Origin of the sequence: Oceanobacter sp. 1_MG-2023 (assembly GCF_030689025.1) — a bacterium.
In the GTDB taxonomy this organism is placed as follows: domain Bacteria; phylum Pseudomonadota; class Gammaproteobacteria; order Pseudomonadales; family Oceanobacteraceae; genus Oceanobacter.
This window is the reverse complement of record NZ_JAUYWA010000023.1, coordinates 12,879-37,915: the sequence shown is the minus strand read 5'-3', so window position 1 is coordinate 37,915 and position 25,037 is coordinate 12,879. Positions and strand designations below refer to the sequence as shown.

At 56.1% G+C, this 25,037-nt stretch carries 40 protein-coding genes; 24 read left to right on the top strand and 16 right to left on the bottom strand.

Annotated features, from left to right (window positions below; translation table 11 throughout):
- Positions 1 to 9: 9 nt before the first annotated feature.
- The 16 genes from Q8W22_RS13660 to Q8W22_RS13585 all read right to left on the bottom strand — a co-directional run bounded on the left by Q8W22_RS13660 (position 10) and on the right by Q8W22_RS13585 (position 8,317).
- Complete coding sequence (locus Q8W22_RS13660; protein ID WP_305452709.1) at positions 10 to 231, bottom strand: hypothetical protein; 222 nt, start codon at positions 229 to 231, stop codon at positions 10 to 12.
- Positions 228 to 752 carry a hypothetical protein gene (locus Q8W22_RS13655; RefSeq protein WP_305452708.1) on the bottom strand — a complete coding sequence of 175 codons (525 nt, stop codon included), beginning with the start codon at positions 750 to 752 and terminating at the stop codon, positions 228 to 230. The genes Q8W22_RS13660 and Q8W22_RS13655 overlap by 4 nt, the downstream gene beginning before the upstream one ends.
- Positions 745 to 1,656, bottom strand: coding sequence for a DNA cytosine methyltransferase (locus Q8W22_RS13650; protein WP_305452707.1), 912 nt, complete (start codon positions 1,654 to 1,656; stop codon positions 745 to 747). Before Q8W22_RS13650 ends, Q8W22_RS13655 begins: the two co-directional genes overlap by 8 nt.
- Entirely contained in the window at positions 1,653 to 2,282 is a 630-nt protein-coding gene (locus Q8W22_RS13645; RefSeq protein WP_305452705.1) for a hypothetical protein, read from the bottom strand. Before Q8W22_RS13645 ends, Q8W22_RS13650 begins: the two co-directional genes overlap by 4 nt.
- Positions 2,283 to 2,366: 84 nt before the next feature.
- Positions 2,367 to 3,191 (bottom strand): hypothetical protein, encoded by an 825-nt coding sequence (locus Q8W22_RS13640; protein WP_305452703.1) that lies wholly within the window; start codon positions 3,189 to 3,191, stop codon positions 2,367 to 2,369.
- An 88-nt stretch (positions 3,192 to 3,279) separates the two neighbouring features.
- The gene (locus tag Q8W22_RS13635) at positions 3,280 to 3,819 is read right to left on the bottom strand and encodes a Lar family restriction alleviation protein (RefSeq protein WP_305452702.1); all 540 of its coding nucleotides are present in this window, start codon (positions 3,817 to 3,819) and stop codon (positions 3,280 to 3,282) included.
- A complete protein-coding gene (locus tag Q8W22_RS13630) occupies positions 3,816 to 4,247 on the bottom strand; it encodes a hypothetical protein (RefSeq protein WP_305452701.1) in 432 nt (143 codons plus the stop codon). The genes Q8W22_RS13635 and Q8W22_RS13630 overlap by 4 nt, the downstream gene beginning before the upstream one ends.
- Positions 4,244 to 4,387 carry a hypothetical protein gene (locus Q8W22_RS13625; RefSeq protein WP_305452699.1) on the bottom strand — a complete coding sequence of 48 codons (144 nt, stop codon included), beginning with the start codon at positions 4,385 to 4,387 and terminating at the stop codon, positions 4,244 to 4,246. The genes Q8W22_RS13630 and Q8W22_RS13625 overlap by 4 nt, the downstream gene beginning before the upstream one ends.
- Positions 4,384 to 4,599 carry a hypothetical protein gene (locus tag Q8W22_RS13620; protein WP_305452698.1) on the bottom strand — a complete coding sequence of 72 codons (216 nt, stop codon included), beginning with the start codon at positions 4,597 to 4,599 and terminating at the stop codon, positions 4,384 to 4,386. The genes Q8W22_RS13625 and Q8W22_RS13620 overlap by 4 nt, the downstream gene beginning before the upstream one ends.
- A 78-nt stretch (positions 4,600 to 4,677) precedes the next feature.
- Positions 4,678 to 5,520 carry a YfdQ family protein gene (locus Q8W22_RS13615; protein WP_305452696.1) on the bottom strand — a complete coding sequence of 281 codons (843 nt, stop codon included), beginning with the start codon at positions 5,518 to 5,520 and terminating at the stop codon, positions 4,678 to 4,680.
- 34 nt (positions 5,521 to 5,554) lie between these two features.
- Positions 5,555 to 5,920 (bottom strand): hypothetical protein, encoded by a 366-nt coding sequence (locus tag Q8W22_RS13610; protein WP_305452695.1) that lies wholly within the window; start codon positions 5,918 to 5,920, stop codon positions 5,555 to 5,557.
- A 309-nt stretch (positions 5,921 to 6,229) separates the two neighbouring features.
- Positions 6,230 to 6,499: a hypothetical protein gene (locus Q8W22_RS13605; RefSeq protein ID WP_305452694.1), complete on the bottom strand. Its 270-nt coding sequence runs from the start codon at positions 6,497 to 6,499 to the stop codon at positions 6,230 to 6,232.
- Positions 6,496 to 6,789, bottom strand: coding sequence for a hypothetical protein (locus Q8W22_RS13600; RefSeq protein WP_305452693.1), 294 nt, complete (start codon positions 6,787 to 6,789; stop codon positions 6,496 to 6,498). The genes Q8W22_RS13605 and Q8W22_RS13600 overlap by 4 nt, the downstream gene beginning before the upstream one ends.
- Positions 6,786 to 6,995, bottom strand: coding sequence for a hypothetical protein (locus Q8W22_RS13595; RefSeq protein ID WP_305452692.1), 210 nt, complete (start codon positions 6,993 to 6,995; stop codon positions 6,786 to 6,788). The genes Q8W22_RS13600 and Q8W22_RS13595 overlap by 4 nt, the downstream gene beginning before the upstream one ends.
- 241 nt (positions 6,996 to 7,236) lie before the next feature.
- Complete coding sequence (locus Q8W22_RS13590) at positions 7,237 to 7,545, bottom strand: hypothetical protein (protein WP_305452691.1); 309 nt, start codon at positions 7,543 to 7,545, stop codon at positions 7,237 to 7,239.
- Positions 7,546 to 7,564: 19 nt separating this feature from the next.
- Positions 7,565 to 8,317: a LexA family transcriptional regulator gene (locus tag Q8W22_RS13585; RefSeq protein WP_305452689.1), complete on the bottom strand. Its 753-nt coding sequence runs from the start codon at positions 8,315 to 8,317 to the stop codon at positions 7,565 to 7,567.
- Here Q8W22_RS13585 and Q8W22_RS13580 point away from each other — a divergent pair.
- The 24 genes from Q8W22_RS13580 (at position 8,306) to Q8W22_RS13470 (ending at position 24,985) form a co-directional block, all read left to right on the top strand.
- On the top strand, positions 8,306 to 8,527 hold the full coding sequence (locus Q8W22_RS13580) for a helix-turn-helix transcriptional regulator (RefSeq protein WP_305452688.1): 222 nt from the start codon (positions 8,306 to 8,308) through the stop codon (positions 8,525 to 8,527). The genes Q8W22_RS13585 and Q8W22_RS13580 overlap by 12 nt on opposite strands.
- A 39-nt stretch (positions 8,528 to 8,566) precedes the next feature.
- The gene (locus Q8W22_RS13575) at positions 8,567 to 9,025 is read left to right on the top strand and encodes a phage regulatory CII family protein (RefSeq protein WP_305452687.1); all 459 of its coding nucleotides are present in this window, start codon (positions 8,567 to 8,569) and stop codon (positions 9,023 to 9,025) included.
- Positions 9,018 to 10,082, top strand: coding sequence for a PriCT-2 domain-containing protein (locus Q8W22_RS13570; RefSeq protein ID WP_305452686.1), 1,065 nt, complete (start codon positions 9,018 to 9,020; stop codon positions 10,080 to 10,082). Before Q8W22_RS13575 ends, Q8W22_RS13570 begins: the two co-directional genes overlap by 8 nt.
- Positions 10,082 to 11,758 (top strand): DUF5906 domain-containing protein, encoded by a 1,677-nt coding sequence (locus tag Q8W22_RS13565; protein ID WP_305452685.1) that lies wholly within the window; start codon positions 10,082 to 10,084, stop codon positions 11,756 to 11,758. The genes Q8W22_RS13570 and Q8W22_RS13565 overlap by 1 nt, the downstream gene beginning before the upstream one ends.
- Before the next feature lie 305 nt (positions 11,759 to 12,063).
- On the top strand, positions 12,064 to 12,420 hold the full coding sequence (locus tag Q8W22_RS13560; protein ID WP_305452683.1) for a hypothetical protein: 357 nt from the start codon (positions 12,064 to 12,066) through the stop codon (positions 12,418 to 12,420).
- A gap of 306 nt (positions 12,421 to 12,726) precedes the next feature.
- On the top strand, positions 12,727 to 13,053 hold the full coding sequence (locus Q8W22_RS13555) for a M15 family metallopeptidase (protein ID WP_305452682.1): 327 nt from the start codon (positions 12,727 to 12,729) through the stop codon (positions 13,051 to 13,053).
- Positions 13,053 to 13,424, top strand: a complete 372-nt coding sequence (locus Q8W22_RS13550) for a hypothetical protein (RefSeq protein WP_305452681.1) — start codon at positions 13,053 to 13,055, stop codon at positions 13,422 to 13,424. Before Q8W22_RS13555 ends, Q8W22_RS13550 begins: the two co-directional genes overlap by 1 nt.
- Positions 13,424 to 13,672, top strand: a complete 249-nt coding sequence (locus Q8W22_RS13545; protein WP_305452679.1) for an HP1 family phage holin — start codon at positions 13,424 to 13,426, stop codon at positions 13,670 to 13,672. Before Q8W22_RS13550 ends, Q8W22_RS13545 begins: the two co-directional genes overlap by 1 nt.
- A complete protein-coding gene (locus Q8W22_RS16720) occupies positions 13,662 to 14,036 on the top strand; it encodes an HNH endonuclease (protein WP_370694179.1) in 375 nt (124 codons plus the stop codon). Before Q8W22_RS13545 ends, Q8W22_RS16720 begins: the two co-directional genes overlap by 11 nt.
- Before the next feature lie 136 nt (positions 14,037 to 14,172).
- A complete protein-coding gene (locus tag Q8W22_RS13540; protein ID WP_305452678.1) occupies positions 14,173 to 14,640 on the top strand; it encodes a P27 family phage terminase small subunit in 468 nt (155 codons plus the stop codon).
- Between the two features lie 107 nt (positions 14,641 to 14,747).
- A complete protein-coding gene (locus tag Q8W22_RS13535) occupies positions 14,748 to 16,373 on the top strand; it encodes a terminase large subunit (RefSeq protein ID WP_305452677.1) in 1,626 nt (541 codons plus the stop codon).
- Complete coding sequence (locus Q8W22_RS13530) at positions 16,370 to 16,540, top strand: hypothetical protein (RefSeq protein WP_305452676.1); 171 nt, start codon at positions 16,370 to 16,372, stop codon at positions 16,538 to 16,540. Before Q8W22_RS13535 ends, Q8W22_RS13530 begins: the two co-directional genes overlap by 4 nt.
- Positions 16,537 to 17,823 (top strand): phage portal protein, encoded by a 1,287-nt coding sequence (locus Q8W22_RS13525; protein WP_305452675.1) that lies wholly within the window; start codon positions 16,537 to 16,539, stop codon positions 17,821 to 17,823. Before Q8W22_RS13530 ends, Q8W22_RS13525 begins: the two co-directional genes overlap by 4 nt.
- On the top strand, positions 17,813 to 18,721 hold the full coding sequence (locus Q8W22_RS13520; RefSeq protein WP_305452674.1) for a S49 family peptidase: 909 nt from the start codon (positions 17,813 to 17,815) through the stop codon (positions 18,719 to 18,721). Before Q8W22_RS13525 ends, Q8W22_RS13520 begins: the two co-directional genes overlap by 11 nt.
- Before the next feature lie 82 nt (positions 18,722 to 18,803).
- Positions 18,804 to 20,090, top strand: coding sequence for a phage major capsid protein (locus Q8W22_RS13515; protein WP_305452672.1), 1,287 nt, complete (start codon positions 18,804 to 18,806; stop codon positions 20,088 to 20,090).
- A gap of 58 nt (positions 20,091 to 20,148) precedes the next feature.
- On the top strand, positions 20,149 to 20,577 hold the full coding sequence (locus tag Q8W22_RS13510) for a hypothetical protein (protein WP_305452671.1): 429 nt from the start codon (positions 20,149 to 20,151) through the stop codon (positions 20,575 to 20,577).
- A gap of 11 nt (positions 20,578 to 20,588) precedes the next feature.
- Entirely contained in the window at positions 20,589 to 21,158 is a 570-nt protein-coding gene (locus tag Q8W22_RS13505; RefSeq protein WP_305452670.1) for a phage head-tail connector protein, read from the top strand.
- Positions 21,158 to 21,718 carry a hypothetical protein gene (locus tag Q8W22_RS13500; RefSeq protein ID WP_305452668.1) on the top strand — a complete coding sequence of 187 codons (561 nt, stop codon included), beginning with the start codon at positions 21,158 to 21,160 and terminating at the stop codon, positions 21,716 to 21,718. Before Q8W22_RS13505 ends, Q8W22_RS13500 begins: the two co-directional genes overlap by 1 nt.
- A 4-nt stretch (positions 21,719 to 21,722) precedes the next feature.
- Complete coding sequence (locus Q8W22_RS13495; RefSeq protein ID WP_305452667.1) at positions 21,723 to 22,007, top strand: hypothetical protein; 285 nt, start codon at positions 21,723 to 21,725, stop codon at positions 22,005 to 22,007.
- On the top strand, positions 22,007 to 22,720 hold the full coding sequence (locus Q8W22_RS13490; protein ID WP_305452666.1) for a hypothetical protein: 714 nt from the start codon (positions 22,007 to 22,009) through the stop codon (positions 22,718 to 22,720). Before Q8W22_RS13495 ends, Q8W22_RS13490 begins: the two co-directional genes overlap by 1 nt.
- Positions 22,717 to 23,160: a hypothetical protein gene (locus Q8W22_RS13485; protein ID WP_305452665.1), complete on the top strand. Its 444-nt coding sequence runs from the start codon at positions 22,717 to 22,719 to the stop codon at positions 23,158 to 23,160. Before Q8W22_RS13490 ends, Q8W22_RS13485 begins: the two co-directional genes overlap by 4 nt.
- Before the next feature lie 26 nt (positions 23,161 to 23,186).
- Positions 23,187 to 23,771, top strand: a complete 585-nt coding sequence (locus tag Q8W22_RS13480) for a hypothetical protein (RefSeq protein ID WP_305452664.1) — start codon at positions 23,187 to 23,189, stop codon at positions 23,769 to 23,771.
- Between the two features lie 4 nt (positions 23,772 to 23,775).
- A complete protein-coding gene (locus Q8W22_RS13475; protein ID WP_305452663.1) occupies positions 23,776 to 24,210 on the top strand; it encodes a hypothetical protein in 435 nt (144 codons plus the stop codon).
- Between the two features lie 25 nt (positions 24,211 to 24,235).
- On the top strand, positions 24,236 to 24,985 hold the full coding sequence (locus Q8W22_RS13470) for a hypothetical protein (RefSeq protein ID WP_305452662.1): 750 nt from the start codon (positions 24,236 to 24,238) through the stop codon (positions 24,983 to 24,985).
- The last annotated feature ends 52 nt before the right edge of the window (positions 24,986 to 25,037 follow it).

Genomic DNA, 25,037 nt, shown 5'->3' with positions numbered 1-25,037 from the left:
ACAACCCATTCATGCTGCCGACTTCGCTGCGATGGCCGCATGATTAGCCGATTTTTCCCCCAGTAGGCGATCCACCGCGGCCAGGTACTGGTCACCGGCAACATGGAACAGTTGGGTGCTCAGCTCAGGGCCAGCATCAACAACGCGGCCAGCCTCGTCGATCAGCGCCAGCCGGGTGCCGGGCGGCAGAATAAATCCCTGGTCGTTGGCGGTTATCTCGTTTTTTTTCATGCTGCCTCCATCGCGCCGTCTTGCGCTGCAATGCGATCCATCCGCACGACGGCGGATAGTGTCGCGATTGTGTTGTCGTCCGCGCCGTTGCGCCGGAACTCGTTCACGATCCATTCTCGTTTGCTCGCCAGATCATCGCGGTGATCTGGCACCATAAACCATCCGCTGGTGATCAGTTTTCGTTGGTCAAACCGCTCGATCCATTGCAGTTCTCGGCGATTTATCGCGCGCTGCATGTCCTTTCTGGCGATCTCGTGCGTATGCCAAAACAGCTCGGTTTCAACGCGGATCTCGTCGCCCTCATCGATAAACGCCAGCAACATGCCAGCCCAGGTATTCCGACGGCTCAAGATCAATTTCGCCAGAGCATCCGAAATATGAAACGACAGGTTGCCGCACAGGGCGCCTGGGTTGTCGCACCAGTCGCCATGGTAAAAAAACGTCGTCCGCCGGATCTGGCGGTATTGCAGCTCCGTCATCTTGTGTGGGTTGTAGCGTTTTTTTCTCGGTTTTTTACTCACAGCGCCTCCTGATTGCAGATCCGTTGTAGTTTTTGAAATATCGGACAATCTCAGTGCCAGCCCATCGTGCCATGGGCACGGCCACGCCATTCCCGATTTGTCGATACGCGGCCGTTTGCCCGACAGGGAATGTGAAACTGTCCGGCACACCCTGCAGGCGGGCGTATTCGCGCACGGTGTATGGTCTGGCACCACCCGGATATCGGCTGTCGGCCACCAGGCGGGTTGATCGGTCCTTGCCGTAGTGGGCCAGGCAGAGTGGGGCGTTGTCGTTGGTCTCTGGATTGCTAATGATCGGGCGATCACGGTAAACGCCAGCCAGCCGATTGGTGATGGCTGTGGTGATTTTTACCTCTGGGTCAGGCTCCAGAATGTCTGACAGCCTAATCGTTCTGGTTCCTGACGGTGGTTGGATCGCGAACGGTTTCAGAGTGCCGATGATGATCAGCCGGTCGCGGTTCTGTGGCAGCCAGTGGTTGGCGTTAATCGGGCAAAACAGCTGGACGTGATAGCCAGCCAGTTTTGTCATGGCCTCCATCACAATCGGGAACGCCCTCATGCCTGGTACGTTTTCGACTATGTAGGCCTCTGGGCGTTTGATTGCCATGTGGCGCAGCGCGTGCAAATAGAGTTCGTCGCCCGTTCTCGTGCCCTGGATATCCGCCATCCTGCTATACCGGGTGCATGGGTAGGTAAACGCCATCACGTCGGTATCTGCCTGCGGGGCAACCAGCTCCTGCGCCAGATCCGCCTGGTTTATATGGTGGCCGATGTTGTGCCGGTATGTTTTTACCGCCTGGTCATCTAGCTCGTAGGCTGATACCACATCGATTCCGGCCTGCATCAATCCGATGTCCATCAACCCGGCACCGCTGAAATAGCTGGTACAGGTTATTGAGCTCACAGCAGTGCCTCCTGCTTGTGCATAGTCGATTTCTCGTATGCCTCCATTGCCACTGCCTCCCGTGATTTCTCTCGGCGGCGCAGGTTCGCCATGATGCGTTTGCGCACCACGTCGATTCCGCCGCTGAATTCCCACTGGCTGCACATGATGTCGGCCAGCATTTGCAGCAGCCGGTTGCCGGTGATCGGCAGCGGTAGGTTGTGGTGATGGGGCAGCATATGGCTGATTTGATGCTGTAGGCCCTCCAGCGCGTCACGCACCTCTTGGATCTGGCGACAGATGCTGATCATCTGCGCCTCACTCGCCACGGCGCCGTCGATCAGGGTGTCCACATCCTGGTCGACCTGATCCGCTGAGATACCGGTGTGCACCAGGCCACTACTAATGGCTTGGCCACAAACGACCCCGGCCAGGCTTTTGATGGTTTCTCCCTGGACGAATTCTTTTTCGGCCGTCGTCTGGCTGACGTGCCAGGCCTCGTTGGTATCGAGCCTCTGAATGGTGTACATCAACTCGCCGGTGGCGTAGTCGCGGACGGCGCTGATATGATCCGGGGTTCGGATCACGCGATAGACATGGCGCTCGCGATCCTCGATGGCGCTCCAGGGCTGGAATTTTGGTTTCATTGGGCCGTTTCCTCTTTTTGATCTTGTTTGCCCGACACTTGCCAGCATCCCGCTGGCTTGGCAATCAGGACTGAAATATTCTGGTTAATCAGCGCTTTCTAATGCCTTCCTGGCCGCCTCATCAACGCACCACTGCATGTCAGCGATGTATTTATCTGCCGATTCGCCCGAATATTTATCGTTAACGCGGTCGCAAAAAACCGAAAAATCACCAGAAAAGCATCCGGCATGGCATTTAATTTTTTCACCGATAATTACGGCGTAGATTGTGCGGCAGTAAATCCCGCAATTTTTGCGGTATGCAGAAATGGAAGTTAGCTGTTTTTCAAAATCAAAAATCAATGAGCCGCCAACGCTGAGGCTATCCGGCAACTTGGTGATGTCGGTGCCGAGCAGATAGAGATCTCCGCCAACGCTGAGGTTATCCGGCAGCTTGGTGACGCCTGTGTCGCTCAGATAGAGACCGCCGCCAACGCTGAGGTTATCCGGCAACTCGGTGATGCCGGTGTCGCTCAGATAGAGACCGCCGCCAACGCTGAGGTTATCCGGCAGTTTGGTGATGCCAGTGTCTCTCATATGGAGAGAGCCGCCAACGCTGAGGTTATCCGGCAACTCGGTGATGCCGGTGTCGCTCAGATGGAGAGTGCCGCCAACGCTGAGGTTATCCGGCAGCTCGGTGATGCCGGTGTCGCTCAGATGGAGAGAGCCGCCAACGCTGAGGTTATCCGGCAACTCGGTGATGCCTGTGTCGCTCAGATCGAGATAGCCGCCAACGCTGAGGTTGTCCGGCAGTTTGGTGATGCCGGTGTCGCTCAGATCGAGAAAGCCGCTAACGCTGAGGTTATCATCAACAACCTCAAAGTTGGCCCCGGAACCTCTCTGTCTCAGGAAGTTAATAAGATCGTTCAATTTTTATCTCCTGGTTTTCAGTACTGTTTGCCGTTGAATCCGATGTCCATCAACCCGGCACCGCTGAAATAGCTGGTACAGGTTGGTTTCATTGGCCCGTCTCTTGTTTTGAGGATTCAAGAAGCTCCAGCACGACAGTGCGGTACTGTCCCAGGCTTTGAAACGAGCAGGCCATTTTGTCGGAATCGATGAAGCTGCGGACTGACATGATTTGACGCCAAAGCGCGTCTCGTTCTTTCTTCGCCTTGGCCAGATCTTCCGGGTCGCCAGTGTTGACGTTGGCGTCAATTGCCCGTGTATTCCATGCGTCTATGGCACGCTGTGGCAATTCGTTGATTTTTCTGTATTTTTCACTGTCACAACACCTGGCCGATCCTTTGGCGCCACAGTCAATGTTTTCGCAAATAACAACCGCCACTGATGCAGAATCTGAGCTTCTGCCCTTGTGTAGTTTTGCAGTGCCACCGCAAAACGGGCAATTTAACAAATTTTTCATAGTCTGATTCTCGGGGCTTTTTTCTTCACAGGGCTGGTCGTTGTCTGTCCAATACTGTTTGCCGTTGCGCAGATACCAGCTCCGGCTGATGCCGGTGCGGGTATCGATGCTGGCTCCAAATCCGCCAATCATGCCGCTCGCTCCAGATCGGCCGCGATATCGTCGAGCATTTTGATGCCCGTGATTCGGGCCAACTCATGCAACGCCGCGCGTTTTTCGGACAGCTGGTCGATGGTGGGGCGGTTCAGCCGCTCCTCGATCTCCTTGATCAACTCGAGTACTGTCACTGGCTGGTCAGGCTCCGGTTTGCTGGGTGTAGGCGGTGCCGTGCGGTGGGTTTTGACGGCCGCGGTCGGCTCTGGTAGTTCGGCCGCGGTCGGTTGGTCGTATCCTGCCGGCAGCTGATAGCGATATCGGCCAGACTTGACGACTTGGCCGCCTTTCAGAAGCTCTTCCATCAGGGTTTTGACGGTTTCGGCGTCTTCGCCCATCAGGTCAGCGAGCTGGCCCGCGCTTTGTGGGCCAAGCGCTTTCAGTGTTGAGATGATTCCGGTTTTCATGCGGCTTTTTCCTTTTTGGGGGTGGCAGATACTGTGCGAGCGGGGCCAACAAATTCGGCATGGCGCTCGTTGGTTTTTGGGTTTACGTACAGCAGCACCGCGCTGCCGTTGGGCAGGAGGTGGCGGGCAAAATTAATCATGCGGCTTTCTCCTGTTCTGCCAGCCGCAATCGGCTGGCGTTGGCTGCCCGCAACGCCTTGATGGCCCGGGGTCTTTTTTCATCGAGCTTGAGCATCGATCGAATGATTTTGTGGCTGTCGTCAAATGCTCGGTCGGTGATGTCCAGCTGTTTGATGGTGCCGCCGTTGGCCTGGTACTCGGCGATCTGGCGTTGTATCTCGTCATGAGTCATTGCGCGTCTCCTGTGATCTGGTGCCCGGCATTGCGCCGGGCGGGGAGTAACAATCCGGGATTCCGGATCAGGGGAGGGTTAGCACGGTGGGCGGCCGAAGTAGAAACGGCTGACTGTTACGCCGTTTTCCGGGTCTTGGATTTTGCTCAGTGTGTCTTTCACGGCTTCCTCAATGCATTTTTGGGGACGCAGCAGGTCGTACCACATGGCCAGTTTCCCGTGGGAGATCCGGTAGCGGAATCGGGCCTTGCGGGTATAGCTGTCGCTGCCCTGGAACGGCTGCATGGCGATGGTGATTTCTTGCGGAATATCGAGCTGGCCAGACGCGCCCGCACGGCCATCGATCACTTCGTTGTAGGTCAGCTGGATCTGGCCGTTGTCCAGCCGTTGGCTCTGGCGGAATTCGCAGGTCGTGTTGGCTTTGATGGTGAGGGCAACTTCCAGCATCTCAGCAGCAGACGGCACGGTGATTTCGTCCGCGTTGTCTTCGATAAACAGCGCGAATTCTTCCTGGGTCATTTTTTCGCCGTTGTTCTTCATCCATACCGACCACTCATCGGTCTTCTGGCATTCGAATGTCGCGGTGTGGTTGCCGTGGCGCGGTTGATCGATGCTGCGGTGGTAGTCGATCACGGCGACGAAGTGGGCGTTTTCTTCGTCAACGAAAATGGCGGTGTGCTCGTCAGAAAAATCGTTGACGTAATCGATGAATGCCTGGGCAGTGTGCAACTGAACAGAGCCGCACAGCTGGCGCGGGGTTTCACGGAATTCGTCCAGTTCTGCCAGAGTCTGAAAATTCAGGTTCAGGTGATCCGGGCTGATCAGCACTGGCAGGCCGTCGATTTCCAGAACTTGCACTTGGTCTTTGCCCAGCTTGACCAGATCCAGCGGGTTTTTCAGTTCAATCGTTGTGGCTGTCATTTCGGTTCCTTTATTGGTAGTGGGGTAGTGGTGGTTAAATGGCCTTGATGACCGGCTGATCGTCAGCCAGCGAGCGCGTTTCGGTGTTGTCCGAAACGTCACGGAGTTTCAGCTCGCCTTGGTTGGGGTCGGTACGGCTGAGGTTGCCCTCAGGGGTGCCGAAGAACAGGGTTTTCCCGCGCTCTGGTTTGGGCGCGTTGATGCTCACCTGGTCTTCAAGAAAGTACTGACCGCTGTTGCCATCCGGCCGTACTTTGATTTTCAGTGTCAGTTCGCCCACTTTGTTGGTGTCGCGGCAGGCCTGTACCAGCTCGGCCATCAGCTCGCTGGCCTCGTTCTGGGTGGCGCCGTTGCGGAGCTGAGCAATGGTGGCGTTAAATAAATCGGGTCGTGTTGCCATGGGTTACCTCGTTTTTCGTTTGTTGGTAGTGGTGCCCGGCATTGCGCCGGGCGGGAACTGTCCGGCGATACCGGATAGTCGGTTGCGGCTGGGTTTCCGGTTACTGCTGCGCCGGTTCGCGTGGTTTTACGCCGGGTGCTGTGGCGTGCTGCTCGCAAATCTCGCGAGCGTGCTCGGCGTTATCCGTAACGTCGAGCAGGGTTCCTCGGTTATGAGCGACAAATCGCCACTCATTGCGGACGCGGGAGGCTGAAACGACATACTGGCCATCCTCTGTCCGCTGGACGTATTTGTTCGTTCGCTGCCATTTCATGCTGCGCGTTTCCGGTTGGCTAACAGCCGTTCGCAATAACGGTAGCCGCGTTCAGTAACCATCAGCGTGAGCGTTTCGCGGGTACCGGTGCCGGTTTCCACCGACTGATATAACGGCAGAATCAAATTCTGGGCGCGGCCTGTCGGCCGCCAGATTTTGTCTCTTCCCTGGTTGATCGCCAGGTCGTCCGCCAACAGCATTTTTAGCTTATGGGGGGTTACTCCCAGTTTTCGCGCGGTGGCCGACAGGCTGGTGTATCCGGTCATAACTCAGGTCCTTGATTGATAAAGTCGGTCAGCCGTTTCACCGCGTTTTTCAACGCGGTATAGGTGATTTCGCTGAATGGCCCCGTGTGCTCTGGGGTGGAGGATGAATTGATGCTCATCATGAATAGCGTGTCGTTGAAATGGATATTCTCCGGACAGGTGTGCAGTGTAAAAATCCCGGATTTGATCGTGATTTCGCGGGGTTTTTGTGCTGCCCTCAGCGTTACGACGTGGTTGTCGATATCGAAATCCAGAGTCGCATTGATTCTCGTTGATAACGTTGTGTTCATGCTGCATCACCTCCAAATGGGCCGTCGTCATCCATTGAATACAGGTCAATGACGGTAGCGGGCTGGCGGGGCGGGCGGGTTTGCTGCAGCCGAACCACCCGACCGGATACCACCGGGATCAGGCCGTTCTCTTTCAGGCGCTGGTGTGTGTGTGTGTTGTTGTCGGCGTCGAACAGACGCAGCGTTGGGTGGGCTAGAATAATCATTTTCGGCCTCATGCATTGCTAATGCATTAATAATGCATAAGTGCTTTGCCTGTTTCAAGGCTTAAATGCATTTTTTTTAGCGCAGTAGTGCTGCATGGGTGTGGATAGGCAGTGTAGAGGGTGGATCGGTGCGGTCTGGTGGGGGTGCGACGGGCCATTCCGAGCGGATGCTCGCAATGGCCGTATTATAACTGCGTGGCGCTAGGGCGCTGGAGAGTGGTTTTCTGAGTGGGGCTTGGGGTTATGACGATTGTTTTTCGATGAGTCGTTTTTCGATTCTCATCGCGGTGTTGTTGAGTGATCGGATATTTTTGTGCATCGCGGTGGCGGTTTCTTCTTGCTGTTTGATGCTGTCAAGAGTTTGCATGGCCAGTGCTACAAATCCGGCAACAATCATGCTGGCTATGGTCGTGGTTATGATAATTATTGTTTGTAATTCAATGGGTTGTGATTTCGATAACTTGAATGCCAGGATAATCCAGAACGCGATTTGCAGCAGGTTCGCCGCTCTCAGGATCTGGATCAGAAGGTGCTCAAACTGTTTGATCATCTGTCTATTCCTTGTTTGTTTATTGGCTCCAAGCGCCGATGACTTTTCCGAGTATCTGGAACGGCTCGCTCAGCGTGGGCGGGAACCCCAGGTTCAACGGCATCAGGTATTCGGTGGCGCCCTCTTTGTAGTAGATCCTGAATGTTGCTGTGCTGCTGTTGCTGAGCAGTGCAACGATCGGGTCGCCTGATTTGATCGCATTTGTTTGGTTCGGGTCAATAAAAATCAGTGTTCCTGGGCTGTAGCTGCGACCCTGGGGTGCCTGCATCGCCAGCCCCTGTACCGTGACGGCAACTGTTCCTGGCCCATGGGGCACCGGGCAAATGATGTCCCGTCTCGACATGATGCTGGCGGGGATTTGATCGCCCAGGATCGCCCAGTCTACAACTGGCACTTTCAGGCCCTCGATGGCGCTGAGTGCTGTGTTGGTGGTTTGGTATTTTGTAGGTTGTTCGCTGACGACAGAGGGGGCTGCGCCGGTCAGTTCGGCGGTGCTAACTCTCAGGGCTGCTGCAATTTTTTCCAGATTTTTAATGCCTGTGCTCCGGATCGCGCCCTTAACGATCCGGTTGATGGTGGTCTGATGCACGCCACTTTCTTCAGACAGGCGAGTTTCTGACCATTCTCTGGCCCTGAGTAATCGTTTGATGTTGTCGCTAATCGTGTTTTGAGTCATTTGCGCATTATCTGCCAAAAAAGGCGTTGCACTCCAATGCATATTGGCATTATTATGCAATGCATATCCGCGTAGGGGGTTTTTATGTTTTATCATGTTCATGTATCCAAAATGATTGAGGCGCTGATTGCTGCTGATGTCAGCGAGCGCGAGATCGCTGATTTTTGTGGCTCAGCTCAGACCACAATCAATCGGATTCGAAACCAGCGCGTCGATCCGCGCTATTCGGTGTGCGAAAAAATCGCAGATCTTTATCGTCGGCGCTGTATAGAGGCTGACTCTAGTTTGGCTGATGAGGCTGCGTAATCAAATTTTCGTGGCAGATAAATAAATGTGAGGTACAAAATGGATGATCGGATCGAGGTTTCTCTAGTTCAGGCCATTGCCCGTTCCAACTGGACTCAGGCAGCGCTGGCTGCAAAGTATGGCTGGAATGCGCAATCGTTCCGCAATGCGCTAAACCCGGACCAGCCGGGATCGTATGTCAATATCCGGCACCTGGTCGGCACCTATCGATCCACTCGTGACGCTGCCATTTTGGATGCGGTGGGTGATGAGCTGGAGTGCCTGATGCTCCCGCGCCTGTCGTTTGATGGCCTGGCCAGTGATGAGGCTGTGCTCGACAACGCTCTGGAGCTGTTCGATACCACGGGCAAAATGATCCGTGAGGTGAGAGATGCGATTGACGATGGGCGAGTGGATGACGACGAATGGCGTCGGTTGGAGGCTGCATCGAATGAGTTGCAGCGGGCACTGGCTGCGGTGCTGTACCGCTGTGATCAGCTGAGGGGTGACCATGCGTGATCTGACAATGGCAGAAATAGATGAGGCGCTGTCGTTTGTGTCGCCAGATACCGCCCGCGATGAGTGGATCCAGATTGGCATGGCGCTGAAAGCCGAACTGGCCGATGCGGGGTTCGAGTTGTTCGACCGCTGGAGTCAAGGATCAGACAAGTACAAGCCAAAGGACTGCAAAAGCGCCTGGCGCAGCATCAAGGCCAGTGGTGGTGTCGGGCTGGGCACGCTCATCAAGGCGGCTCAAAGTGCCGGATGGCAACTCAAGCCAGACGACCGCAACGACGCCGATCGTCAGCGATACGCTGCCGAAATGGCAGAGCGTCGGCGGGTGGCTCAACAGCAGCTGGCCGAAGAGGCCGCCTGGCGCCGCCGAATGGCCGACCTGGTGGCCATTGGCTGCCAGAAGCTGTGCCAGTGGCTGAGCGAAAACCAAAACCCAGAGCAGGTCAGTCCGTATCTGCAGCGCAAGCGGGTCGGCTACCACTGCGGGTATATCGTGGCGTTGCCGGTGTTGCTGGTTGTGGATGATTTTGATGAGGGATCTTGGATCGTGACCGGAGAACACATCAAATCATTTTTTGTTGAGTTCAACCGCATGGATGCCGATCGCAAGGAACGCCGCAGTGTGCGCAAATTGAGCCCGGGGGATTTTGTACTGCCGCTGGTCGGCCCAGATGGGGCCATCCGATCGGTACAGATGATTTACAAATCCGGTACAAAGTCGTTCCCGCGCCATGGAGAGAAAAGCGGTTGTTTGGCTCTGTTGCCCGGAGAGGGCAGCGTGTGGTGTTTTGCTGAGGGCTATGCCACGGCCGCGAGCGTCCATGAGGCGACCGGGCGGACGGTGTTTGCCTGCATCGACGCGGGCAATCTGGTTACAGTGGTAAATGCCGTGGCTGCCAGCAATCCCGCTCAACCGCTGTTGATATGTGCCGATGACGACGAAACGACCGATGGCAAGAACCCAGGCGCTGAATTTGCTGCTCGTGCTGCTGCGGGTAAAAACGCGGTGGTGGTGTCTCCGGATTGGTCGGTGATGCCTGGTCAGCAGGAGGCCGCGTAATGGCAGATAAAATTCGAGCGTATTCCGATTTTAATGACCTGCACTGCGGTGCCGGGTTGGACGCGGTAAAACATCAAATTGAGTCGGCAGTAGGGCGGTTGATGGCGTCGAATGATCCGGACGATTTTGTGCCATCTCCCGCGCCCTCTGAACCTGAAGAGGTTCCGGCGGTGACGGAATCCGAGCCGTTCACCATCAAGGATCTCATGGCTCGGTTCGCCCTAATCTACCCAGATGGCAATATCTGGGACGCTCACAAACAGACCAAAATCAAGGTTGCTGCATTCAAGCGCCTGGTCGGTAAAAAACTGGGTCAGGAATGGCTGGACGCGGAAGGCAAGCGCCAGATCGCGGATGAGGACATTCAGAGCGCGGTGCGTGCCGCCCGTAAACGAGGGGTTCCGGGGATTGATCGGGCGTTGGAGCGGTTTGTTTATCTGGAGCCGTCGCGGACGGTGTGGGATTCGGAATTGCGCCAGGTCATTGGGATGGATGATCTCAAATGCATGATCCCGGTGGCGTTCGACCACTGGAACACGGCGCCAGAGCGGAAGGTGGTGCTCAAGAAAAATCTGGTGTTTGACCCAACGCAACGATCAGACCCGGATACCCATATCAATATGTTCCGGGGGCTGCCGCTGGAGCCGGTGCAAAATGATGATGCGTGCCGGGGCATTCGGGCGTTGTTGTGGTCGCTCTGTAATCAGGATGATCATGTCTGGACATGGCTCACGCGCTGGCTGGCATACCCGCTGCAGCATGTCGGGGCCAAGTTGAGAACGGCGGTTTTGATGCACTCTGAGGTGCAGGGGTCGGGCAAGAGTCTTTTCTTTGATGGTGTGATGCGCCCGCTGTATGGGGAGTATTCCGCGACGCTGGGTCAGCACCAGATGGAGTCGGCATATACCGACTGGCAGAGCAATCTGCTGTATGGCCTGTTTGAGGAAATTTTCAGCCGGTCGAGCAAATACAATCAGATGGGCACCATCAAGCAGCTCATTACGGGCGAAACGACCCGGATCGAGAAGAAATTCGTCAGTGGCTGGGAAGAAGCGAACCACATGAACGCGGTGTTTCTGAGTAACGAGATCCAGCCGTTCCCGGTTGAGACCAGCGACCGGCGGTTTTTGGTGATCTGGCCAAAGAAGAAAATTGACCCGGATCTGAAGAACCTGGTCAGTTGGGAGATCAATAACGGTGGCCCGGCGGCGTTTTTGGGGTGGCTGTTGAGGATTGACCTGGCTGATTTTGATCAGTACTCGGAAGCGCCGATGACACCAGAGAAGCAGCGGTTGATCGATTTTGGTTTGCCGTCCTGGGAGTCGTTTTATCGTGAGTGGGCGGCGGGTAATCTGGATGCCCCATACCATACGTGTTTGTCTGATGACCTCTATAGGGTCTATGTGAAGTGGTGCCGGGAGGGGAATGAACGGTTGATGACGCGGGAAAAATTCAGTGCCGCACTGAGCGCCAGAGAGAAGCGCCGATCGTCGGTAAAATGGTATGATCCTCCCACGCCCACCGTCATCAATCGGCGCGAACGAAAGGGGACATTTTTCGTGCTGCACAAAAAACCGGATTCCAAGAGCCAGATCCAGTGGGTGACCGACTGTGTTTGGGAATTTCGAGAGCAATCCGGGCTGAATGCCGAAGATATGCACAGCAATGGTGCATAAAACGCCCGTTAGGCCTAGGGGGCCTAGGGTAGGCCTAGGGGTAGGCCTAGGGTCTAAGTTATTGATTCCAAAAGAAAAGCCTATAGGCCTAGGGGTTTTGCGCCCGCGCCCGCGCGCGCGTATATTTTTAAGGTTTTTCGTTCTGTTATTTTTTTTTCTCACGCACGAGGAAATACCCCTAGGCCCCCTAGGCCCCTAGGCTTTTACTTAATTATCAATGACTTACCAATGTACTACCCCTAGGCCTAACCCTAGGCCTCCCTAGGCCTGTTATTTATTGTTATTTTTTTTGTGTTGGAGTGCGTATGACTAAATTTGATGACATGGTCAGCCGGTTGGATCGCTGGGCTGCAGCAGTTGAGGATTCCGCATCAGGATCCCGCGGGTATGCGCGGGTGGATTGGTCTGGTTCAATTGGTGGTGGTGTTGGGTCGTCGGGGTCGGTGGATCTCTGGACGGCAGAGACGCTGGATACCGATCAGGCGGTGGCTGAGTTGCCTGCCGGGCCAAAGGCAGCGGTGCAGGAGTTCTGGCTCCACAGGGACGCCAGCATCGAACAAAAGTGCCGGGCGTGTCGTATGACGCGCCGTACTCTGTATCGCAACCGTGAGCGGGCGCTCAGGCTGTTGGTGCAGAGGCTGGCGTTCTCTATGGCCGCATAATGGCTGCATGGCAAGTTTTAAAAAAACCATTGCAAATGTGGCACGAAGTTGTACTATTGCCAATATCTTGAAATACAAGCGCATCCAGAAACCCGCCCAGGCAACCCCTTGGCGGGTTTTTTCGTTTCTGCATCCTCTCGACAGGGACAGTCAGTTTGCCATGCATTGCCCGCACCTTGCGGGCCTTTTTATTTTTGGGGGTAGCTCGTGGTTGGATTCCGTTTTGGTGATCGATCAACAGCAAATCTGAGTAGCTGTGCGCCGCCTCTGCAGCGCGTTGTGCAACGAGCTCTTCGGTTTGGTGTCATGGATTTCTCGGTAATCGAGGGCCATCGATCCATCGCGCGACAGCAGGAGCTGTATCGAGACGGCAAGAGCCAGATCGATGGCATCATCCAACGCGGGCGTCACAACCTGATACCGGCTGAGGCGGTTGATCTGCTGCCATACCCAGCGACATTGAATGGCGTCAACGTGTGGGCAGATCGCCAGCGATTCTGTGTGCTGGCTGGCCTGATGTACGCAGCAGCGGCAGAAGAGGGGTTGTCTATTCGCTGGGGTGGTGACTGGGACGGTGACGGCAATAATGCCGATAGCTCGTTCCATGATTTGCCCCACTTTGAGCTGTTGTGATGTTTGACTGGTTTGGTGCTGCAAAATCGATAGAGGCCGTCGCAACGGAATGGATCGAGACGGACACCGAAAAGGCAGAAGCGCGGGCCGTGATGGTCAAGGCGCTCGACCCCAACGGCAAAATGCGTCGGGATATTGCTCGCACGGTCAGCCGGTTGTTTCAGCTGTATGTTGTGCTGATGGTCGTGCTCGTGATTGCTCAGGCTCTGGATGTCTCAACCACGGTGATGGTCGATGGTGTCGAGGTTCGATCTGTCGATATCGCGGTCGAGTCCCTGGCGGATTTGTTCATGCCGATCGTAGGCCTATTCGGCACGATTACCACGGCATCATTCGGCGTCAATGCAGTCAACTCGTTCAAGGGCAACTGATGGGTCACCATGATTTTCTGGAGCGCGTCATTGCGACGATGTCGTACATATTTGGTGGGCTGTTGACTGTGGTTGGACTCAATGCCCAGGAGTGGTATTGGATCGTCGGTGCGGTTTGCACGGTGGTTACCACGATCGCGCTGTGGCGATTCAAGCAGCTCAACTACGAGCTGAGGCTCCGTGAGGTTCGGCTGGCTGAGCGACTGGCTCAGGCTGAGCTGGCCAGCAGGAATTTTGATGCCGAGTAAAGCGCCGTCGTTCTGTCGTCATCCTGGTTGCAATGTCCTGACGTCATCAGGCTATTGTGATGAGCACTCTACGGATCGTCGGGCGGCACAGTTGCAGTCACAAAAAAAACACAATGCCCGGCGGGCTGATTCGGATCAGATGTATAAGACGTCCCGCTGGAAAAAGTTGAGCGTCGCATACCGACGCCAACACCCGCTTTGTTGCGATTGCGAGAGCCGTGGAACCATCCGGCCCGCTGATCTGGTTGACCACATCAAGCCCGCGAAAAAATTCCCGGAGCTATTTTGGGACTGGCGCAATCTGCGTGCGCTCTGTCAGGAGTGTCACAACAGGATCGGCGAGCGAGTGACGGCGGAAAAATAATTTCTATCGTTCGTGGTTGATGGGGAGGGCGGGTCAAATCTTCAGCACCTCAAAAGCCCGCGAACGAAGGGGGAATCGTTTGTGTGAGATTCCTTAATTTTAAGGGGGGGGGTTAGCGCCTTCCGAGTGAGGTGATATGGCTGAACGGCCTGCAAACGTCATCCCGCTGGAGACCAAAAAAATAGCCGCATCAGCGCCTTCTGGTCCCCAGCAGGGTGATCAGACTGATGTTTTTCAGGGCATTGTCCCTGGTCTGCCAGAAAAGCCGGAAAATTTGACGCCAGAGCAGTCCGATTTTTGGGATGAGTTTGGTCAGAAGCTGGTCGACTCCGGGATTATTTCTGAGGTCGACCTGTCAGCATTCCACCGTTACGTTGTGAGCTACTGTCAGTGGCGTCAGTGGAACGACCTATGCCAGGAAAACTTCGGCCTTGGATCGATCCAGGTCTACAGCACAGGGGCCAAATCGCTGAGCGTTCAGGCGGTTCTGCGTAAGCAGGCGGCTGATGAACTCCGCAAACTCGAACACCAGTTCGGTCTGACGCCGCGTGCTCGGCAGGCCATCAAAATTGAAAACCCCGGCCAGTACGATCTTGATCTATGAGTGCCGCTATTGCAGCCGTACCCCGGATTGACCTGGCACGGATTTACTTGGACCGAGCGTACCAGTACGCCGCCGATGTTCGAGATGGCCAGATCCCGGTTTGCCGCATGACCCGACTAGCAATCGACCGATGGTACCGAGATCTGGAAACAGCCGAACGCCGCGGGCTGAGGTTTGACGAAAACGCCGCGGGTCGTTTTTTCCGGTTCTCCGGCTACTGCCGCCAATACGAAGGCGATTGGGCTGGCAAGCCGATTGATTTTGAACCATGGCAATGTTTTGGCCTGGCCCAAATCTTTGGATGGCTCCGAACGGATGGCACCCGTCGATTCCGGATCGCCTACGAAAAAGTGGCCCGAAAAAACGGCAAAACCACCAAAGCCGCCGTCGTCGCCAATTACGGCCTCCTGGCAGACGGAGAAGGTGGCCCCCGGATTTACTCCGCAGCCACCAAGCGAGAGCAGGCCGCAGAACTGTATGACGCCGCCGTCGCCATGCTGGAGCAAAGTCCCAGTTTATTCCGCCTGGTGCGCCGCTACTCCAACCGAGTGCTGGCACCAAAAAGCAGGGGCAGGTTGCAGGCACTATCGAAAGACCACAAATCCATGGACGGCCTCAATGTGCACTACGGCCTGATCGACGAACTGCATGCACATCCGACATCAGCAGTATGGGACGTCATCAAATCGGCACGAGGGGCCAGATCCCAGCCACTGATCTACTCGATCACCACCGAAGGATTTCTGACCGATGGTGTCGACGCCGACCTGCACGAATACGCCAGCAAAGTTCTGACAGGCGCCGTAGACGACGACGAATTCTTCGCCTACATATTCCAGGCCGAACCGCCAGAAACCAACACGGACTGGTGGCAAAACGAAACCGAATGGATGAAAGCCAATCCCAACTACGGGATCAGCGTCAACCCAGACGACATGCGCCAACAGTGCCGAATGGCAAAAGAAATCCCCAGTGAACGGATCGAATTTTTCACAAAAAAACTGAATGTCCGAGTCCGTGGCGAAGCAAAATGGATGAACCTTGAACGGTTCAAGCTCTGCGAAGCCGACTACGACCACCAAGCCATCTGGGCCGACAAGCTGGACCCAAAACTGAAAGGAAAAGCCGCCTGGGGCGGTGTAGACCTCTCATCCGTCGAAGACATGACCGCGCTCGCCTTCGACCTCGAATGCAACGGAAAAACGCGGCAATACGTCCGGGCCTACCTGCCAGAAGACGCCCTCAAGCGCCGCCTGCAGCGTGGAGACAAAACCCTGGAGCGATTCGTACAAGAAGGCTCCCTGATCGTCACTCCCGGCGCCACCGTCGACTACGACTGGATCAAACGAGACATAAAACTGGCCAGCGAACGGCTGCAAATCCAAGGCATCGCCTTTGACCGCTGGAACTCCAACCAGCTCGTCAACGACCTGCTGAACGACGGAATTCCAATGATCGAATTTGGCCAAGGCTTCGGCAGCATGAGCGCCCCCATGAAAGAATTCATGGTCCAGGTGCTCAACCAAAAACTGGAGTGGGCCAGCCACCTCGTCTACTGGGCCGCCAGCAACGTCGTATCAGAAACAAACCCAGCTGGCGACATCAAGCCAGACAAGTCGAAAGTCAAAGAAAAAATCGACCCCGCCGTGGCCAGCATCATGGCCCTCGGAGTCATGATCAAAATGCCGCCCAAAAAGCGGCCAAAATCCATCTACGCAGACGGCGAGCTATGACCAAATACCTGCCCAGCAAAGTCGACAGCATCCTGCTGATCGCTCTCGCCCAAATCGGCGGAGGCCTGCACATGCAATACGGCCCCGGAGTCGCACTACAAATCACCGGTGGCCTATTACTCATGCTCGGACTGATCATGGCCCGTGGTGGGAGTGCGCCACAATGATATTCGACAGCCTCGGATCAGGGCTAGCCAACATCACCGCCGCTCGCCACACCGAGCCAGACGACCTCTACCCAGCCACCGGCGGCGGCCTTTTCGGCCTCACAATCCGTCGACCGATCGCCGGCGTCCCCATAAACCGAGACTCAGCCCTCACATACTCCGCCGTCTGGGCCTGCTGCGAACTGATCACCAAACACCTCGCCATGATGCCCTGGCGCGTCATGAAGCGCACAGGAAAAGCCCGGTCTATCGCCACCGACCACCCGGCAGACGCCATACTCTACCGAATCGCAAACGACGAAACCAACAGCTATGAATTCCGAAAATCGCTGGTTCTCAGCGCCCTGCTGCAAGGAAATGGACTCTCAGAGATCGAACGGAACCGATTCGGAGAACCCGTCAGCTTCTGGGGGATCGACTGGGATCGGGTCAACCCCGACCGAGACAACCGCGGCCGCCTGATCTACGACATCGCAGAAACCGGGCAACCAAACACCGTCCTGAAACCATCAGACGTAATCCACCTGCGCGGTGGCCCAAGTGTCGACGGAATCTCAGGCCTCAGCGTCATCCAATACGCAAAAGAATGCTTCAGCCATGGTCTGGCCATGGAACAATTCGGGTCCGGCTTCTTCGGCAACGGCGCCATGCCCGGCGGCGTCATCGAATGGAAAGACGAAGCCGTCCAGCCGGAGGGGTGGGGATCAACATCCGCCCGCAACATGAAAAAAACCTGGCTAAACAGTCACCGAGGCGCAAAAAACCACGGCGGAGTAGAAATTCTCGAACCCGGACAAACCTACAAAGCCATCGCCATATCGCCAGAAAATGCCCAGTTTCTCGAATCCAGACAATTCGGCATCGCCGAAGTTTGCCGATGGTTCGGCGTACCTCCGCACAAAGTCGCCGAACTCAGCCGCAGCACCAACAACAACATCGAAAGCCAAAACATCGAATACGTCACCGACACACTCAGCCCCTGGGCCGTCCGGCTCGAACAAGAAGTCGATTTCAAGCTGTTCGGGCGTGACACCAGCCACTACAACCGCATCAACCTCGGCGGCCTGCTGCGCGGCGACATGGCTGCCCGTCAAGCCTTTTACCAGTCCATGATGGATCGCGGCGTATACAGCATCGACGAAGTACGTGCGCTCGAAGACCTCAACCCACTCGACAACGACCTGGGCAAACTGCGCATGGTCCAAATGAACATGGCCACCGTCGAACAAGCCAACGCCACCGGCAACACATCAACCCCAACAGGAGCCACCCATGCTGGATAAAACCCTGATCTGGTCACTCAGCTCACTGGCAGATACCCAGTTGGCAGGATTGCCGGGCAACCTCAAATTCGAAACCAGCCTGATCGACCCCGATCGCGCATCGCTGCCATCCACATTCTCAGGCCCCGTCATCGATGCCGAACGAGCGGGGCTACCAGTACAATCCCGCGACAACATCGCCATCATCAACCTGCGTGGCATCATGCTCAAATCCTACTCATGGGCATCCAACTACGTCGCCAGCTCACTGCATGTACGCCTGGCAGTCAAAGCCGCCCGGCTAGACCCCAGCATCGACCACATACTCATGATCGCCGACACCCCCGGTGGTGACGTCCGCGGCATGCACGAACTGGGCGACGAAATCACACTCGCTGCGAGTACCAAAACCGTCATCGTCCAAATAGACGGCATCCTCGCCAGTGCCGGGTATCATGTAGCCGCCGGAGCCAGCGCCATCTACGCCAGCCACAAAATGCACACCATCGGCTCCATCGGTGTTCGCACCGCGTTATGGGACAGCAGCAAATGGTACGAAGACGCTGGCATCAAAGTGATCAAAATCGACACCGGTGAACACAAAAGCACCGGCATGGAAGGCACCCCCATCACCGACGCCCAAGTCGCGGAAGTGCAGCGGGTCATCGACCAACTCTATGCCGAATTCATTAGCGTCATCCAGCGCGGACGCAACCTCAGCGAAACCGACGTAAAACCCATCGCCGATGGCCGCACCTGGTTCGCCGAAGACGCGCTGAACCTGGGTCTGATCGACGGCATTCAGCCGCTCGAAACAACCCTGAACAACCTATCAAAACGAACCGGCCATCCCCCTGGCATGACCAGCCAGCAAGCCGACGAACTGTTTGCCGAATTCGACGGTTTCCAAACCAACTAACCACCAACCACCGCCACACCAACAGCAGCACTGCCCAAGCGGGCCGGTGTAGCTATCCACACCCAAAAAAGAGAGACAAACCATGCTCAAAGCCAAACTGAAGCAAAAACTGGCCCGCGCCAAACAAATCCGCACCGACGCTGAAGCCGCCAGCCGTGAACTGACCGAAGCCGAAGCCACCGAACTCACCAACTTGGCCAATGACTGCAAAACCATCAAGGCCCAAATTGACCAGCAAGACGAATTCGAAGCCCTCGAAGCCAGCATCAACGCCGGCACCGGCCGTCGCACAGGCCACAACCCCGTGGCAAGTCTCTCCGCCACTGTCAAAGACCCCGAACTCGAGGCCATGGGCGGATTCCAAGACGAAGGCGAATTCTTCAGCGCCGTCTATCGGGCATCAACAGGCACTATCGACCAACGCCTGACAGCCACCGCCACCAACGTCGTCGGTGCAGACGGTGGAGACGAAGGCTTCAGCCTGCCACCCGCCATGCGTAACCAAATTTTCACCCTGCTGGATGAAGACCACGGCGACCTCGTCAGCCAAGTCGCCGGAGAGACAACCAGCGCCCGCAGCGTCTCATACCTCAAAGATGTCACCACCCCTTGGCAGGCAGCCGGCATCCAAACCCACTGGGATCAAGGCAGCGAGACCTTCAGCCCCACAAAATTCAACGGCCTGACAGCCGGCGAACTCAGCCTCACCGGCCTGAGTGTCTTCGTCACCGTCGAAGAAGACCTGCTCGACGACGCCCCGCGGCTTGGGCAACGCCTTATGAAAATGGCACCCATGGCCATGCGCTGGGCGATCAACGAAGCCATTCGGTATGGCGATGGCGTCGGCAAGCCAAAAGGCTACATGAAATCCAATGCCCTCATCACCGTCGCCAAAGAATCCGGGCAAGCCGCTAAAAGTTTGGCCTCCGAAAACATCGTCAATATGTACATCCGCATGCTGCCATCCAGCATCAACCGCGCTCACTGGGAATGTAACTCAGAACTGCTGCCCCAACTGATGAAACTCAAGGATGACGACGGCAATCTGCTCTGGACTCCGCTCAACTCAGGCTACAAAGAAACACCCAACGGCCTCTTGCTGGGTCGCCCCGTCAAATTCAACGAACATCCAGAGGCCGCCGGCACCGTTGGCGACATCCAATTTATCGACCCCAAAGGCTACTACCTGCCACGTCGTACCGGCGCGGCCAAATACGCCGAATCCATCCACCTCTACTTTGACCAAGGCCTGAAATGTTTCCGCTGGCGTCTGCGCCTGGGCGGCACCACATTCCTGACCGCCCCAGTCACGCCCGCCAAAGGCAGCCTGACCAAATCGCACTTCGTCACCCTCGCAACCCGCGCCTAATCGCCCGCGACTCGGGTGTGACCACACACCCGAACAACCCAAACATCAGGAGCCATCCATGAGCAACCCAAACCTCAAGCCATCCACCCGCGCCACCGTTGTCGCCGCGCTGGCCAGTGCCTCACGATCCGTCGGAGCCGCCACCACATCAGCGGTTGATATGAGCCAGTACGAAAACGTCCAAGCCATCATCAGTGTCGGCGCCTTCGGCACCGATGCCACCGCCACTCTGAAATGGCAGCAAGCCACCGACACCGACTTCAGCGACGCCAAAGACATCACAGCCCGATCCGCCATCGACCTGGCAGAAGAGCTCCCCGGCGTCATCAACCTGAAAGCCACCGAACTCGACGTCAACGGCGGTTTTCGCTACGTCCGAGCCGTCCTGACCATCGGCACCGCCGCCGTCCATGCCGGAGGCGTTATCCTGGCCCATGACGCCAAAAACCAACCGACCGACGCCATGACCGGCACTGTCATCGACTAACAGGAACCATCATGCACCCGGAAACCGCACTGGATATCCGCGTCACCCGTGTCACGGCTCCCAGTGCGGAGCCGCTGACGCTGGAACAGGTCAAAATCGATCGAGTCATAGACTACGACGACCACGACAGCCTCCTGACCGATGCCATCAAAGCCGCCCGCGAGGTTGCCGAACAAATCACAGGCCGCGCACTCATGCCGCAACAATGGCAACAGCTGCACCCCAGCGCCACCGCAGAACTCAGCCTGATGGTCTGGCCCGCCGTCAGCATCGAGAGCATTAGCATCGACGGAGAAACCATCGACCACGCCACCCTGATCGACAACGACCAGCTGGAATTTTTCGACGGGGACGACCCCATCATCAGCTACCCCGGATTCAAGGGTCGGCGCGTCATCGTCCGATACACCGCCGGATACCAAAGCGCCGAAACCGTTCCAGCATCCATCAAAAAGTGGATGCTCCTGCACATCGGCAGCCAATACGAACACAGAGAGTCAGAGATGATTGGCACCATGACCACCCGATTACGATTTACCGACAGCCTCCTCGCCGGTCACATCATTCGGAGATACTGGTAATGCGAGCCGGTCGCCTAAAAACCAGCGCCCAGCTGATCAGCGCCAGCGGCACCAACCACGGCCGCCGCATGATCGGCATCACAGAAGAGGCCAGCACATCCGACTGGCAGCCAGGGCTGATCCAGCCCCAGAATATCGTTGTGCGCGCTCGCTGGAGTGCCAACATAGAGCCGGGCGGCCTATTCAAAACCCTGGACGGGCGGTGGCTGCTCATTGGCCCGATCACCGACCCAACCGGAAAACGCCAAGACCTCATCATCAGCACCCAACTACTGAGCGGTCAGCGGGCCGTCATCGACCCCGACGGTGCCGGTGCCAGTGCAGGAACCGAAGCGCACTGCGCCATCATTGGCTACCGCGCCGGAACCGAAGGCGAAAACAACTACCTCAGTGATGCACCCCTGAGAAAACAAGCCGAATTTTGCAACGCAGAATACACCCCAGAGGTCGGGACAGAATTCAGCGTCAACAACACCCGATACCGAATCGACCAGATCGACAGTGATCAATCCACCGACATCATCACCCGTTGCTGGATTACCACACAACAACAGGACTGACCCCATGAGCGAAATAGCCAGCCAATACCGCGTCACCATCCTCGCAACCGGCGTTAAAACACTCGGCCTCTCCCCCAAATACAGCCATCATCAAATCGCGGTAGAAGGGGCGACCGGAGACGTTACCGTCAAATTTCGGCCAGTGGGGTTTGACGACTATCAATCCGTAACAGACAACGTCCTGGAGCAAAACAGCAGCGCCGTTTTCGTACTGGGTAGCGTCGAAAGCGTTGAACTGACCCCGACAGACACCGGCGTCAGCTACTCCCTGACCGTGAGCAGCTTCTGATGCGACTGGCCCCCAGATTGACTCCGCGCCTCACTCCTCGAGTAAACCAGCGCCTGGGCAGTGCTGGTGATGGTGGGGCAGTGTCGCGGTATTTTACAATGCTGGATGCTAGTGCAGCACAATACTACGTGCTTGATGAACCAATAATCTTGGTCGGCGATTTTGCAATTGAACTTAAAGCCATCCCCAATGGAAGTAGCCTTGCTTTTTTTGGGAGTGCAGATAGCTTTTTAAGATACAGTTCATCTAGTGATATCTACCAGTGCATGATCAATTCAAACTACAAAAGTAATCTTGCCTATTCAGACTCACCGAATATATTTAATCGTATTGTTTTATCCCGGAACGGTGCTAATGTCTCGGTGCATGAAAACGGTGAACTACTAGCAACATATGATTTCGTAACTGATAATTTCACCTTAGAAAATGTAGGCGGTAGAGGCATATCCGGTAATTACTTCAACGGTATTATAGCGGACGTAAAGATCTGGGAAGGCACTGACGATACCTCAACAACGCCAACATACGGATGGGCGATAGACTCCGACGGAACTACCGGGACTGAGCTGCCAGAATATGGAGCAATAACCCTGACTCGAACAAACCTAACATCGGCTGACACTGAACTATTCACCCTGGATGAATCAACAGACCCGGCCGAGTGGGTATCGGAGGATGGCTTAACAGTCATTCCAGTGGGGTACGATTTATGAGCATCAAACGCTGCATGATCCGTATTGAGTCTACTGGGCCAATTGGCGAGTGGTTCGCATCTCTGCCAGACCGACTTCCGGGAAATCAGATGGATGGTGTCAATACATTACTGCCAATACCGCCGACCGATTCCGTGCTGGCTGAACTCGATTCCGCCGACATCATCACACTTCCCGACGCCGCCGACACTATGGCGCTAATCCATCTGGTCGGCGGAACACTGGCAGACGACGACTTCAATAGCGTGCTGATCGGCACGCGCACACAGTGGCGGCAATTATATTTCACAGCGCATTGGCGACTATGGTGCGCTCCGTATCTGTACGATAGCGACAGCGACGAACAATACCAGACCGACCTGGCCGAAGTGGGGCTGGCCAACACCACCACCCGCGCCGACGCCCGCGAAGCCATCAAAACCATAGTCACCGCGTCATAACCGCGTCATAACAAAGAGCACCCACAATGTCACGGTCACGAGTACAACTATCCGGGATGGATGCCACCCTGGCGATGATCGACCAGCTCGGCAGGCAAGGGGATGCCCTCGCACGCCAAGCCAGCACCGAAGCGGCACAATCATTGCGCAGCACTTGGCTGTCTCAACAAATCAGCAGCGCCACCGGCATCAGCCAGTACGTCGTCCAGAGCCACACCAGCACCCAAAAAGCCACCGTAAAATACCCCAATGCGCGGGTGAACTTCAGCGGGGCAGGGGTGCTCGTCTCAGAATATCGATACCAACAACGACTCGTCAGCGCTCGCAACAACCGGGCACAAATCATCGTCAACTGGATCGGTGGCAGCAAAGTCGCCGCGGGATTTATCAACCCCAAAGGGGCCGGGCGGCAACCGCTCAGCACTCGCAACAGCAAAACAACCAGAACCGGCAGAACCTACACCTACCGAGACGGCATCCTGACGGATGCTATGGGGCCATCCATCGCCACCGCGTATCTCGCACTGCCAAAAACCAAAGTGACCGACGAGGCTCAAGTCCGGCTGGCCGAACGTGTAACCAGCCTGCTCAACACCCTCATCAACGAGTAACGCCATGACCAACACCACCGCCATGAGAGCCGAAATCACCCGACGGCTGGCCCAGCTGAGCGCAGAAAACGGCTACACCTGCAACATCAACGCCGTGCTCAACCCAGTCGATATGCGAGATAAAAGCAAACACCCTGCCAGCGGCAATTTTTGCGTACTTTGGACAGAGCCCGGCCAGCTGATTAAACAAGTTGGCAGCAACATCCAATGGGAACAAACCTTCGGTCTCGACATGACAGTACCCTGGACAGCCACCGCCGAATCCGACCTCGACACAATCCGGCTGGAGCTGGCCAGCGCCCTGGGTGCCCGTTTACCCAACGTCCAGCAACAAAAACTCACCGGGCTAGTTACCCACTACCCACAATCCGGCAATGCCCAGGCCGTCGTATCGGCCGAACTCACCCTGACCTACACAGAAACAATCACAGCGCTATAACACCCAACCAAACAATGGAGTCACTATGTCTCGCAATGTCTACACCTACATCGGTGCCGGGCAGGTCTACCTGCGCCGCCTTGATATCGCCCATGGCCTGCTGCCCATCGGCGACGTCAGCGAACTCGAACTGTCTATCGAAACCGACGAAATCACCCTCACACAACACACACAGCCCGGCGGCGGTAACCTCGACAAGGTCGAGCGTATCAGCTCCATGGGAGTCAGTCTGACCCTGGCAGAACTCAAACCAGAGAACGTTGCCATGGCGCTGTACGGCGATGCCACCGTCGTCGCCGCCGCCGAAGTTGTCGACGAATCCCACACCGTCGCCGCCACCGGTGCCCTGATCCAGCTCAACGACCAGCCCGACACCACCGTCAGCTACGTCGTCAAAAATGCGGCCGGTGATGCCACCTTCGTCGAAAATACCGACTACACCGCCAAGCCGCTCGGCATCATCCCGATCGCGGGCGGTGGCATCAGTGCCGCCGACGAAATCAAAATCACCTACACCAAACTGGCCGTCAACGCCATCGAAATCCTCAGCAACTCCGGCTATGAGTACGAACTCGTATTCGAAGGGCTGAACGAAGCCAACGGCGGAGTAGCCCAGCCGTTGACCCTCTATCGCAATAAATTCAGCCCAACCACCGGCCTGGGCCTGATCACTGACGAGTTCGGCACCATGACGATTGAAGGTGAAGCGCTCGTAGACACCAGCAAAACCGGAGCTGGTATCAGCCGCTACGGCAAAATCTGGATTCCATCCTAACCACCCGCGCGGGAACCGCTCGATCATTTTCCCGGCGTCGGAAAAATGGTGC